This is a genomic window from Ktedonobacter racemifer DSM 44963, from assembly GCF_000178855.1.
GTDB classification, from domain to species: Bacteria; Chloroflexota; Ktedonobacteria; order Ktedonobacterales; family Ktedonobacteraceae; genus Ktedonobacter; species Ktedonobacter racemifer.
In genome coordinates, this window is record NZ_ADVG01000001.1 from 3,182,118 (window position 1) to 3,194,731 (window position 12,614).

Below are 12,614 nucleotides of genomic sequence, written 5' to 3' on the forward strand. Positions count from 1 at the left end.
AGGTGCTGCAAGTATCGCCACATCTTATCCGCTAGTTTTTTGAAGAGGAGGGAGAGCCACCAGGTTGGGATGTCGCCAGCAGGCCAATTTTCTGGAGGGGTTGCGTAGTGGCGTCGGCAAAGGAGGGCTGGCCAGCGGCTACCAGGGGCAAGGTAAAGATAATGCGCGCCCCCATGCCAGGGGCGTTCTCGGCCCAGACACGCCCTCCATGGGCCTCGACAATCGCGCGTACAATAGAAAGCCCCAGACCGCTTCCCCCGCCTCCCTGTGCCTGACGCGAACCATCGATGCGATAGAAGCGTTCGAAGATGCGCGCAAGCAACTCGGAGGGGATGCCCTTACCAGTATCGGTGACTGAGATCAGCAACTCGGCTCCCTGCACCTGGGCATCGACCACGACCTGTCCTCCCGATGGCGTATGTTGGAGCGCATTGTCACAGAGATTGGAGACAACACGCGTGATCATATCCGCATCCGCCTCGACCTGGGGAAGTTCAAAGGAGATATTATTCAACGGTTCCACATCCGCACGCTCAAATTCGGGGGCCAGGACCGCTATCGCCTCATCGACCAGGGCCGCCATACGTAGCGAGGTGCGCTGTGGATGGAGCGCCCCCGCCTCTACCTTGGCCATGACATGCAAGTCCTTCACCAGGCGCCGCAGACGTAGTGTTTCGCGTACAATGATTCTCCCCGTTGCCTCGTAATCCTCGCGGGTCTGGTTAATGCCATCGACCATGGCCTCGCCCAGGCCCGCGATGGCGGTCAGCGGCGTCGCCAGGTCATGGGTGATATTCATAATCAGCTCGCGACGCCAGAGCTCCTGCTCACGCAGGGCCTCCACGTCCTGGTGCAACTGAGAGGCCATTTCATTGAATGTAGTTGCTAGCTCGCCCAGTTCACCCATCGCCTGCCCCTGTACGCGGACATTGTAATCGCCTACAGCCATCTGGCGTGTCGCGACCGTCATTTTTTCCAGCGGCCGCGTAATCGTACGCGCGAAGAGGATAGCCCCTAGCGCGGCCAGCAGAGCCACCACCACCAGCGCCAGCAGCACTACGCTTCCTACATTTGAGATATATTGTGGTAAGGAACGCTCCACTGTAGAACGGGGGGCGACAAAAAGCACACCCACAACCTCGTGGTGCGAGTCACCATCGGTGAAGATTGGTCGCATAATAAAGGATTGTGGCAACAATTTGTTACCTAGAGTATCTGTGACGGTGTCACCATTCTGCGCCTGGGCAAGATCATTGCGGAACTGGGTAATATCGCTGCCCTTCTGGCTAGGATCCAGGTACTTGGTAATAAAGGCATAGATGGCACGTATCTGCGCGGTACGCATCAGTTGTTTGGACGACACTTTTGACTGCGTAGGATAGGCAATCCGATTGTTTGCTCCCAACACCACATTCACAAAAGTCTGGTCTTGTAAGTTCTTCAAGGGCGCAACTGGTAGCGTCATCACAGAAGCTTTTTGTAGAGCGGCGGCACTGGCCTCGCCAATACTGAGTTGATGACTATATTCACGCCCAATCTGTTGGGCACGGGTCTCCGATAGCTCATTCAACTGCGTTTTCTGGTCACTATCATAGTAGTAAAGTATAGCCAGAATCGCCGTTGCCACCAGCAGGATCATCGCTAGTATCATCACCCCTACTGATCCCAGGGCCAGGCGCCAGCGAATACTCTGCCACCAGCGCATACGTTTCTGCGTCATCGCTCTCTCCCGGTACTGCTCAAACAAGCATGCTCTTCGTCCTAACGAGTACCCTTTATCTCAAAGCGATAGCCTACACGCCACACCGTCTTGATGTAGCGCTGCTGCTCTCCCGCCTCAATCTTCTTACGCAGGGCGCTAATATGCACATCGATGGTATGTCCATCGCCCAGATAGTCATAGCCCCAAACTTTGTTCATCAATATCTCGCGTGTAAAGACCCGGTCAGGCGATTGGGCCATCAAGGCCAGGAGATCGAACTCGGTTGGTGTCAACGCGACCTCGCGCCCCTGCACCTCCACTCGCCGTGCCAGCAGATCAACCGAGAGTCCCGGGAAGCGCAGAACTGACTTCTCATCCTCTTTCGTCTCCTTAGAAGCAGGCGTAGCCTCCTGGCTCGATGGGATCCGGCGCAGTATGGCTCGCACACGGCTGACCAGCTCACGCGGGCTAAATGGTTTTAGCAAGTAGTCGTCCGCGCCCAATTCGAGACCATTAATGCGGTCGTCCTCGGCGCTGCGCGCAGTCAACATCAGAATGGGGGTCTGCGACCAGGCCCGGATGCGCCGACAGACCTCAAAGCCATCGATGGCGGGCAACATAATATCCAGGACCACCAGGTCGGGGTGCTCACGAGCATGCAACGCCAGGCCATCGGCACCATCGCGCGCGGCAATGGTCAGATAGCCCGCATCCTTAAGATAGAGGTTGAGTAAATGGATAATACCTTCTTCATCTTCAATGATCAAAATTTTCTGCGCCATGGCTCTTTACTCCAAAACCCACCAGGCAATAGCCACCATAATTCTTTCGCTTTACACAGTATCTTAGCATAGCCTCAACAGAAAAAGAGACCTTTTCATCCGCCCACGTGCAATCTTGAGCAAATCTTGAAACCCACAAGAGCTTTCGTTCATCTTTGCATCATAGAATATGCATGTACCGACGTTAAAAAGTGAAGTAAATAGATATACATCATCCAGAGGAGAGATTTACTCTATGAAGAAAACAATCTTTGTTGGCCTGGGGAGCCTGGCCCTTGTAGTCGCGGCTCTCTTTGGCGCGTTCTTCTTTACACCACTATCGGCATTCGCCAGTAGCGTCATCAACCAGGGCGCGACTACGACTACCAGCGATGCAACATATTGCCAGCAGTTTCAGCAAGATATGGCCAAGCACCTGAATATCTCTGTTGATCAGCTCAAAAACGCACACCAGCAGAGCGCATCGGATATCCTGGACCAGATGGTGAAAGATGGAAAAATCACCCAGGCCCAGGCAGATAAGCTCAAACAGAACCTGGGCAAACACCAGTGGTGTGGCTACAACGGGAAGGGCGCCCAGTCCTCAGCCGTTCGCCAGTACCTGGTACAGCATCGCACAGACCTGGTAAACGCGCTCGCGAAAGATCTGAAGCTGACCTCAGACCAGCTCACCAACGATATCAAATCCGGCAAGAAACCAGTCGATATCGCCAAGGCCCAGGGTGTCTCTGAGCAGGACCTGCAAAAAGACGTGCAGGATGCCGTGACGACCGTGCTCAAACAGGGCGTCAGCCAGGGACAGCTCACCCAGAGCGAGGTTGACCAATTCACAACCGCCATGGGCAAGCACCCCAACTACCTCGAGATGGTGATCAATCACGTTGGGAAGGGCAAAAAGACCAAATAGCACGCTTCCTTTCAAAGCCCATTCCTTAGTAACCTTTTTCACGCGAGAGACCGGAGCTGTTCCGGTCTCTTTTTTGTAACCATACACATACACTCAAATAATTCAACATAGCTCAGATTTATACTGAAAAAGAACAGGCATCTACCAAGAGGAGAAGAGTCATCTCATGGAGCAGCAACCACACAGCCATAATCCACGCCAGCCACAAAGGCATTCTGAACCACATGAAGAGTCAATATACCAGGACTACCAGGCGCCGTTTCCCGCTTCAACGCTGCCACACGTCAGCCTGGACCCTTATCAACGCAATTACTATAATGAGCAGACCCAGACTGTCTATCCTCACCCAGACCAGGAAGGTTCTTTTGTAACCGCGCAAGACCCCTATGCCACTCACCCCACATTCCCCCCTTACCAGGAGTACGCTCGCTATCCCTACCAGCAGCCGCAGCCCAGGAGAGCCAAACAGCGCATGCGCAAATGGCTCTATATCACCACAGCGGCCCTGGTGACAGCTCTCGTCCTGGTAACGGTCGTCACGCTTGCCTTCATACCGAGGCTCAATAGCCTCTATCCACATCCCAACGGGGCACAACGCCCAGGCATCATACAATTTCCCGGCCTTCCGCACGCGGCAAATAATACAGGTGGACAGAGTCCATTTCTTCCAGGCCACTCCATGCCGCTCGTGCTACGCCAGCATCTCTCTTCCATACGCACACAGATAGCCAATGACCTGCATACCTCGCCAGAGGCCCTGATCCAGGAGTTGCAAGGTGGAGAAGATATCGCGCAGGTCGCCAGCAATCATGGTGTCTCAACCACGCAATTACAGCAACTGATCAGCGATACACTCCATAGCAACCTGCAACCCGAGGTCGACAATGGGACCCTGAGCCAACAGCAGGTAGACACCTTTATCGAGCGCGCCCAAAATAATCCCGCAATCCTGACGCATCTACTGGCAAGCAGCAATACATAAAGATCGCGAGACAATTCAGAAAGCTAAGCCTCTGCCGTGGTCTTAGCCGCTTCAAGGTCCTTCTCGGCCGAGTTTGCCTCCAGGAGTCGTCTAAATAGGCGCGTTATGGGGATATATGCAGCCAGGAGCGCAAGCGAGCAGGCAAGGGTTATCACACATCCAAGCAGATTTGTTGGCATGATAATACCCAGAGCGCCGGGTCCCCAGCTTCCCGCATGCTGGTACCAGGTGTTCAGACCCGCGCACCAGGTCGCCGCCTGAAGGCACCAGTATGCCACACGCCCACGTCCAGAGCTTATGCCTAGCAGGAAGATGCCAATACCGATATACGTCAGCACGCCTCCAAAGCCCAGGCCATGGATATACCCCGGCCACCAGAGGAGATCTGACAGAATCCAGGAGAAACTCACCGAAGGCAGGGCCGAACGCGTCAGCACGACGTTTATCGCCCCGAGTATCCCCAGCACCAGGCAGACCACCCCTAGACCACACCACACAGACCGATAGAGCAAGAATCGCCGTAACATAGAAATACGCATTCCTTACTTATACAAACGTAAAACAATAAAATAGCTGTAACCTGTTTCCTCTATTATATCTACGAAAGCATACATCTACAATGGAGAAACATTCACCAAACCCTAGCCGTTGCTACCACTTTCCAGGTACACCCGTGCATGCGCATGCCCATATACACGTCGCAAGAACCGCGTCAAAGGGATGTAACCGATGAACAATAACAGTGAGATTGCTAGGGTGATGATCCCCCAGAACATATTAACTGGCGCCACAAGCGCTAGTAGATGCCCCCATGCGTAGGTTACCCGCTTCCCCGGCGTTTGGTAGAGCAGGTTGATCCCAACACACCAGATGGCGACCTGGAGCAACCAGAATGCCAGGCGAGGGCGCTCAGAACTGATGCCCAGTAAGCCAATCCCTATCCCTAGATAAATAAGAACGCCCCCAAAGGGAACGCCAGTCATCCAATCGCCCAGCATAGTGTCACGCCACCACAGGACATCCTGCACGACAATAAGAAGGCTCACCCGCAACAAACCAGCGTTTGCCATGACAATGCGCACAGTCCAATACACACTTAACATAATACATATCACTCCCAGCAAGCGCAGGAGCGTCTTAAGCGTAAGTGTTCGCGTTAACATATGGCACCTCTTCTCTTCTTGATGTGCGCTTCCCTCTCTCCTCAACCATTCGCACTTTATTGCAAAGATAAACGTGCATTCTCCTATTCAGGATACATGACTTCTCGCCCACTGCGTGGCTCGCAGAATTTATTATAGTTGGGTGAATTGACCACCGAGATGCCAGAGGCATCTCGGTGGTCAATTCACCCAACTATAATAAATGTGCCTGATCTTAGGCCTTTTTGTTGCGTTCTCTTTCACGTAGTTCCACGCGCCGTATCTTTCCGGAGATGGTTTTGGGTAGCGTCTCCAGGAATGCGATTTCGCGAGGATATTTATAGGGGGCGGTGACGTTTTTGACATGCTCCTGTAGTTCGCGCGCCAGGGAGTCCGCTGGCTCATAGCCTGGGGCCAGGATCACGAATGCCTTGACGATCTCGCCTCGCATCTGGTCAGGGCTGGCCACAACAGCCGACTCGGCGACAGCTGGATGTTCTTTCAGAGCGCTCTCAACTTCGAAGGGTCCAACGCGATAACCAGCTGTAATGATAACATCATCCGCCCGTCCAACAAACCAGAAGTAGCCATCTTCGTCCTTATAGGCCCGGTCACCGGTAATGTACCAGTCGCCTCGAATGCTGGCCTGGGTCGCCTCAAGGTTGCGCCAGTACTCCTGGAACATCCACAGCGGACGCTCGGGCTTGATACGTACCGCGATATCGCCCTCTTTATGCGGTGGAAGTTCGCTGCCATCGTGATCGATGATGCTGATCTCAAAACCTGGCGAGGGCTTGCCCATTGAGCCAGGCTTGACTGTGAGAGGAGGAAAATTGCCACAGAGCAAGACCGTCTCCGTCTGACCATATCCATCACGAATAGTCAGACCAGTCTTCTCTTCCCAGAGACGAATGACCTCGGGATTGAGCGGCTCGCCCGCGCCCACGCAGTGGCGTAGCGCCTTTGGTGTATGGGACTGTAAGTAGGCCAGCGGCTCATCCAATACCAGCATACGATAGGCCGTAGGGGCGGCACAAAAGGTGGTAATGGGATAGGTATGCAGCAGTTCCAGAGTCTCCAGCGCGTTAAATTTCCCGCGCGCGTCCTGGACAAAGATGGCCGCACCCATGCTCCACGGACCAAACAAGCTGGACCAGGCAGCTTTTGCCCAGCCATTTTCAGTGAGATTGAGGTGCAGGTCGTCTTCGTGCAGGTCAAGCCAGTATTTCCCTGTGATGGTATGTCCAATGGGATAGCTGGCCTGGGTATGCAGCACCATCTTGGGATTGCCCACGGTCCCGGAGGTAAAATAGATCAGGCAGGGATCGTCGCTGCGTGTCCTGGGGCCTAAAAAATCCGGCAGGGCCTTGCCTGTGATATGCGCATAGCCGTGCCAGCCTTCACCAGGCTCATCATTATCTACAAGAATTGCCTGGGTGACGGTCAGGCACTGATCACGCACCGCCTCAAATTTTCGGGCACCTTCGCTGTCTGTGATGATGGCACGCGCCTCCGCAGCCTTGATACGAAACTGGATGTCTTTCGTTGTGAGCAGAGTCGTCGAGGGGATAGGAATGGCACCTAATTTCATCAATCCCAACACACTCTCCCACCACTCGGGAACGCGGGGCAACATGACCAGTACAGTATCGCCTTTGCGTATACCCAACAGTGAGAAGGCGTTCGCCGCCCGGCTCGATGCCTCCGCGAAGTGCGCGAAGGTCAGGCGCCGCTCCTCCCCATCCTGTCCCAGCCACAACATCGCTAATTTCTGCGGATCCTGCGCCCATTTACCAATCACATCGGTCGCGAAATTAAAATACTCGGGAACCTCGAGCGCGAACGCGCGGCGCTCAGCTTCATAATCTAGCATATTCGGGGTTTTCGCCTGCGTCATACATGCCTCCTTACATCTCACTTCGCGTAAGAAACAACAACGCTGTTGCCGACTATGACCTGTATCATATCACGCCATATGGAGCACATGACAATCTCTATTCCCGTTTTCGCGCCTACGGTGCTCACCGGGGTAAGGGGTGTGCTGGCCTGGGGCCAAAGCCCCAGGCCAGCACACCCCTTACCCCGGTGAGGAAGAAGCTCGCAGAGCGCGTTCCGATCTGAAATAAAGGACGAGGCGCAAAAATTACTTCGCTTATCCCTCTTGCCTGATAGGTAGTCTCTCTCTATAATAAACCTGGACATATTGAGCATCTCGCGCACCTGAGCAAGACTGGCCAATACAATATACCAGGAGTAGAAGTCTTTATGAGCAATACGCAAGCGAATTCGGAGAGCTACGTCGGGCGTCAAGTTGGGAATTACCTTGTTCAGGCTGAGGTACAGCGCGGCTCATATGGCAGCGTCTTCCAGGCCAAACATGTTATCTTCGCCGATGAACCCGTGGTCGCCCTCAAAATTCTGCATACCAACCTGACTGATCCGGCCTCTGAGCAGCAGTTTTTTGATGAGGCACGCCTGTTACGCCGTCTGAAGCATGCGCATATCCTGCCTGTGCAGGACGCGGGACTCGATGAAGGTGTACCTTATTTCGTCGCGGCCTATGCCGCAAGCGGCTCCTTACGCGATCTCCTGCTCAAGCAGCAGGGGACGCCTCTTCCCGTCGCCGACGCACTGCGCATCCTTAACCAGGTCGGCGATGGTCTGAACTATGCGCATCAACAATCGGTGGTGCACCGCGACCTCAAGCCAGAGAATATCCTCTTTGGCGACCAGGGCGAGGCGCTGCTCGCCGATTTCGGCATCGCCGTAACTCTTACCTCGACGCGTACCCAACTCGCCAACCGCAGTGGTACCCCAGCCTACATGGCCCCTGAACAGTTTGAAGGCTTAAGCAGTATCAAAAGCGATCAGTACGCCCTCGGCTGCATAGCCTACGAACTCCTCACCGGGCGCCTGCCATTTCAATTCGCCGATACCAGTATCGAGAGCATCTGGTTCCAGCATGCCAAGGTGGTACCGACCCCACCCACACAGATCAACTCGACAATTCCACCCTATACAGAGCAGGCAATTCTGCGCACCCTGGCCAAGGATCGCGAGCAACGCTTCCTCTCGGTGGCGGACTTCCTCCTGGCACTCAACTCTGGCTATACGACGCAGACAATCTATGCCACGCCCGCCCAGCCACAGGGACTCACCCCGACCGTTATGGTAGATCCGACAGGCCAACAACCACCACCTCTGGCTTCTACCCTCATGGTAGAGTCTCCCACCGGCCCAGCCATCGCGCCCACAATCCTGGCAGACCAGCCATCAGCCTCTACACCCGCCCAGGGCTACACGCCAACCGTCTCAGCCGATGCGGAAAATAATTCCCATACGACGCAAGGCGACGCACAAAACCAGCCCCAGGCCGCAAGCACCTCTAAACAAACACGCCGCCTGCCAACCGCCATGACTACAGGAAGTGTACCCACTCCCCAGGCTCAGACGACCTCGCCGGAGGCGGTTCCTGTCCTTCCGCCCATTACGCCGGTCTCGCAACAACCCACGCTTATTCTCGATCCAGATAAGGCCAGGCTCTATGGCGAAACAGCGCACAAGCTCAATGACATTGAGCGCTATAGTGAGGCTCTGGCATACTTTGAGCAAGCCTTGCACTTTGATCCCGCCAACGGCTGGCTCTATGGTGGCAAGGGCTTCGCGCTGTATCACCTTGAGCGCTATGAGGAGGCCCTGACAGCGCTCAATGACGCCATTAAGCTCGGTTATACCAATAATGGCTGGATATATGCCTATCTCGGCTATACACTCAAAGAGCTGCGCCGCTACCAGGAGGCCCTGCAAGCCTACGATCAATCGCTCCAGCTCGACGCCAATAACGCCTGGACCTTGCGCGAAAAGGGGCATGTCCTCAACACACTCAAACATTACGATGATGCACTCAAATGCATCGATCACTCGCTTGAGTTGGATGCCAAAAGCGAGTTCGCCTATGGCCGTCGGGGCTTCGCCCTCAAAAACCTTGGCCGCCACGCCGAGGCGCTTCAAGCATATGACCAGGCCCTGGCTCTTGATCCACACGATGGCTGGACCTATCGCGAGAAGGCCCACGTCCTCAATCTTCTCAAACGTTATCCAGAGGCCGTCGAGGCGGCAAATATGGCGATCCAGTTCGATGCGCACGATATGTATGCATATGTCCAGAAGGGTTTCGCCCTCAAGAATCTCGGCCACTATGAAGAGGTCTTACAAGCATACAATCAGGCGCAGGCGCTTGACCCTAAGAATGCCTGGTTCTATCGCGAAAAAGCCTTTGTGCTCAATGAGCTTAAGCGCTATGAGGAGGCATTACATGAGTCCGACCAGGCCGTTAAACTGGAGCCACACAACGCCTTCGCCCATGGACGCAGGGGCTTCGCGCTCAAAGAGCTCAAGCGCTATGAGGAGGCCCTCCAGGCCTACGACCAGGCCCTGCAACTAGATGCCAATGACGCCTGGACGCTACGCGAAAAGGCGCATGTCCTCAATAGCCTCAAGCACTATGATGAGGCCCTGACCTGCGCCGAGCAAGCTTTGCACCTCAATCCCCAGGATGACCTGGCCAAAGAACAACGCGAAGCCGCCAAGCGCCACCTTCGCCGCCACAAGAAGGCCGTCGAAGAGAAAGAGAGAGAATAAGGATGTAGCCAGGGGAGGCGTACCTCCCCTGGCTACATCCTTATTCTTTATTTAAAAGCTCGAAGATACGTGTGCGTGTCTCCAGGTGTTCACGTGAAACCGGGTTGAAGAAGTGATCTATCGACATCCAGAAACTCCGGCTATGATGAAAGAAGAGGAATGGTAGCAAGACCGTCATGGGAATACCAATGGCCCAGATTAGAGCCAGAGACACAGTCCGCATGGCCGATAGGGGCACGGTAAAGCCTACAACGATGAACTCGCTGAGCACAAGATTGATGGCCATAGAACTGGTAAAGTACCCCTCTTCCCCACGTTCATAGGGAAACTCGCAGTATGGGCACTGATCATACATTTTGAAAGGACGGCGGAACAATTTGCCCTTCCCACAGATAGGACAACGCAGAATGAGACCACGCCACAACAATCGTGACAACTTGATATGCATAGTGCAACCCCTCTATAACCCATTGCTTCAACCTTGAAGCATAAAAGTACTTTCTCTATACAAAAACAATAGCACAGACCAGATTATTCATGCCACTTTAAAAATACACGCATAGCACAGCGGATAGAGAGACCTGTTCTCATTTCGCCAGGAGGAATTAGTTTTGAGGCTGCATATCTACTTTACCCCTGCGGAGGTTCCCGCGGTCAGTCATTCAGCCAGCAACGTTTATATCGTCATTGATGTCATTCGCGCTACCACGTCACTCAACGTCATGCTGGAGCAGGGAGCAAGCAGGGTACTCATCGCCGATACGCTGGAGCAGGCCAGGGAGGCCGCACGTATTCACCCTGGAAGCCTGCTCTGTGGTGAGCGCCACGCTCGTCCCCTGCCTGACTTTGACTACGGCAATTCACCTGTTCAATTTCTTCGCCAACGCTTCGATGAGCGCACGCTGATTCTGACCACGACCAACGGTACACGTGCCTTCTTCGCCTGTCCCGAGACCAGCTTTCGCCTTGCTGGCTCCTTCAATAATGCCCATGCTGTCACAGGCTACGCCCTGGCCCTGGCCCGGCAACATAATAGCGCGATCAATATTGTATGCGCTGGCGAAGGCGGCAGCTTCCCTTTGGATGACGCGACATGCGCGGGCTATCTCGCGCGCGAGCTTTGCGCCCAACAACCCGACCTTGTTCTCGGCGATAGTGTCTACGCGGCTCTCGCTCTCTACGAGACCTATGCACCACCACGCCTGCTCGATTACTGTAACTCAGCGCGCTCCGTCCGTAACGCCGGCCTGGCAGCCGACCTGGACCTGTGTATGCAGATCAACCGTAGCCAGATAATCCCCCAGGTCGCCACTCGCGACCGGGCCACCAGCCTGCTCATTATCCAGCAATACGAAAACGCATAAAACACAGAGGAGGGGAGCCAGGCCTGGCTCCCCTCCTCTGTGTTTTATGCGTTTGCTTAGCCTAGGGACAACACTAGCTTGCCGAAGTTGCGATTGGCCTGCATTACCTTGTGCGCCTCAGAGATGCGCTCAATGGGGAAGACCTCTTCCACAATCGGCCTGACCCTACCTCTGGCAAGCAAGGGTACAACCTGGACCGCGAAGTGGCGCGTGGCCGCCAGTTTCTCTTCCAAGGTGCGTGAGCGTAGGGTAAAACCACGAATGCTCAGGCGTTTAGCCATGACCTTGCCCAGGTTGACGTTGGCATCGGCCCCACCCAGCGTTGCCAGGAAGACCAGGCGCCCCCAAAGACCCAGCGCCTCCAGGTTCCCCTCCATATAGGGGCCACCAATGAAGTCCAGCACGAGATGCACTCCCTCGCCATGCGTCATATCCTTGACTTCCTGCGCGAAGTTCTCAGTAGAGAGACCGACATCCAGGCCCAGTTCTTTGGCGCGCTCAAGCTTATCGGCGGTGCGCGAGGTGCCATACACCGTACAGCCCATAGCGCTTGCAAGCTGGATCGCTGCCGTACCCACACCACTACCAGCGGCATGTACCAGCAGGCGCTCACCCATCTTCAAGTCACCCTGGGTAAACAAGGCGTCATGGGCAGTGATGAATACCTCAGGAATCGCCGCAGCCTGGATAAAGTCCAGGTTCTCGGGAATTTCTACCAGCAGACCCTCGTGGATAAGCAAATATTCAGCCTGTCCACCGCCGCCTGTAATCCCCATCACGCGCTGCCCCGGACGCCAGCGGCGCACCATGGGACCCACCGCCGCCACCTCGCCCGCGAACTCCAGGCCGGGGATGATGGTTGGATATCCTGGAGGTGCCGGGTAGTGTCCCATACGCTGAGAGATGTCCGCGCGATTGAGACCTGCCGCCTTGACACGCACCAGGACCTGGTCCCCAATTGGTTCGGGGGTGGCGATCTCCTGTACCTCTAATACCTCAGGGCCGCCCGCCCTGGTAATAATGACCGCTTTCATACCACTCTCTCCTTACAAAGGTGGGCGAGAAAGCCCCGTACCTTCCAGGTCGGGGATGAA

Annotated in this window: 11 protein-coding genes; 4 read left to right on the forward strand and 7 right to left on the reverse strand. The window is 54.9% G+C overall.

The window, feature by feature from the left end:
• Positions 1–31 precede the first annotated feature (31 nt).
• Together KRAC_RS61495 and KRAC_RS13505 are read right to left on the reverse strand one after the other, a co-directional pair.
• Entirely contained in the window at positions 32–1,720 is a 1,689-nt protein-coding gene (locus tag KRAC_RS61495; RefSeq protein WP_007907809.1) for a sensor histidine kinase, read from the reverse strand.
• A gap of 41 nt (positions 1,721–1,761) precedes the next feature.
• Positions 1,762–2,484 (reverse strand): response regulator transcription factor, encoded by a 723-nt coding sequence (locus KRAC_RS13505; protein WP_007907810.1) that lies wholly within the window; start codon positions 2,482–2,484, stop codon positions 1,762–1,764.
• A gap of 235 nt (positions 2,485–2,719) precedes the next feature.
• On the opposite strand from KRAC_RS13505, the gene KRAC_RS13510 reads away from it, so the two are divergent.
• On the forward strand, positions 2,720–3,391 hold the full coding sequence (locus tag KRAC_RS13510; protein ID WP_007907811.1) for a hypothetical protein: 672 nt from the start codon (positions 2,720–2,722) through the stop codon (positions 3,389–3,391).
• 166 nt (positions 3,392–3,557) lie between these two features.
• On the forward strand, positions 3,558–4,373 hold the full coding sequence (locus tag KRAC_RS13515; protein WP_007907812.1) for a hypothetical protein: 816 nt from the start codon (positions 3,558–3,560) through the stop codon (positions 4,371–4,373).
• Between the two features lie 23 nt (positions 4,374–4,396).
• On the opposite strand, the gene KRAC_RS13520 is transcribed toward KRAC_RS13515, so the two are convergent.
• The 3 genes from KRAC_RS13520 to KRAC_RS13530 all read right to left on the reverse strand — a co-directional run bounded on the left by KRAC_RS13520 (position 4,397) and on the right by KRAC_RS13530 (position 7,412).
• Entirely contained in the window at positions 4,397–4,900 is a 504-nt protein-coding gene (locus KRAC_RS13520) for a hypothetical protein (RefSeq protein WP_007907813.1), read from the reverse strand.
• Between the two features lie 114 nt (positions 4,901–5,014).
• A complete protein-coding gene (locus tag KRAC_RS13525) occupies positions 5,015–5,536 on the reverse strand; it encodes a hypothetical protein (RefSeq protein ID WP_007907815.1) in 522 nt (173 codons plus the stop codon).
• 214 nt (positions 5,537–5,750) lie between these two features.
• The gene (locus KRAC_RS13530) at positions 5,751–7,412 is read right to left on the reverse strand and encodes an AMP-binding protein (RefSeq protein ID WP_007907817.1); all 1,662 of its coding nucleotides are present in this window, start codon (positions 7,410–7,412) and stop codon (positions 5,751–5,753) included.
• Positions 7,413–7,780: 368 nt separating this feature from the next.
• On the opposite strand from KRAC_RS13530, the gene KRAC_RS61500 reads away from it, so the two are divergent.
• Positions 7,781–10,156, forward strand: a complete 2,376-nt coding sequence (locus KRAC_RS61500; protein ID WP_007907819.1) for a protein kinase domain-containing protein — start codon at positions 7,781–7,783, stop codon at positions 10,154–10,156.
• 40 nt (positions 10,157–10,196) lie between these two features.
• Here KRAC_RS61500 and KRAC_RS13545 read toward each other — a convergent pair whose 3' ends face one another.
• A complete protein-coding gene (locus KRAC_RS13545) occupies positions 10,197–10,604 on the reverse strand; it encodes a DUF983 domain-containing protein (RefSeq protein ID WP_007907821.1) in 408 nt (135 codons plus the stop codon).
• Positions 10,605–10,767: 163 nt separating this feature from the next.
• On the opposite strand from KRAC_RS13545, the gene KRAC_RS13550 reads away from it, so the two are divergent.
• Positions 10,768–11,520 (forward strand): 2-phosphosulfolactate phosphatase, encoded by a 753-nt coding sequence (locus KRAC_RS13550; protein ID WP_007907823.1) that lies wholly within the window; start codon positions 10,768–10,770, stop codon positions 11,518–11,520.
• Positions 11,521–11,576: 56 nt separating this feature from the next.
• Here the strand turns inward: KRAC_RS13550 and KRAC_RS13555 are convergent, their stop codons facing one another.
• Positions 11,577–12,554 carry an NAD(P)H-quinone oxidoreductase gene (locus KRAC_RS13555; protein WP_007907825.1) on the reverse strand — a complete coding sequence of 326 codons (978 nt, stop codon included), beginning with the start codon at positions 12,552–12,554 and terminating at the stop codon, positions 11,577–11,579.
• Positions 12,555–12,614: the final 60 nt, after the last annotated feature.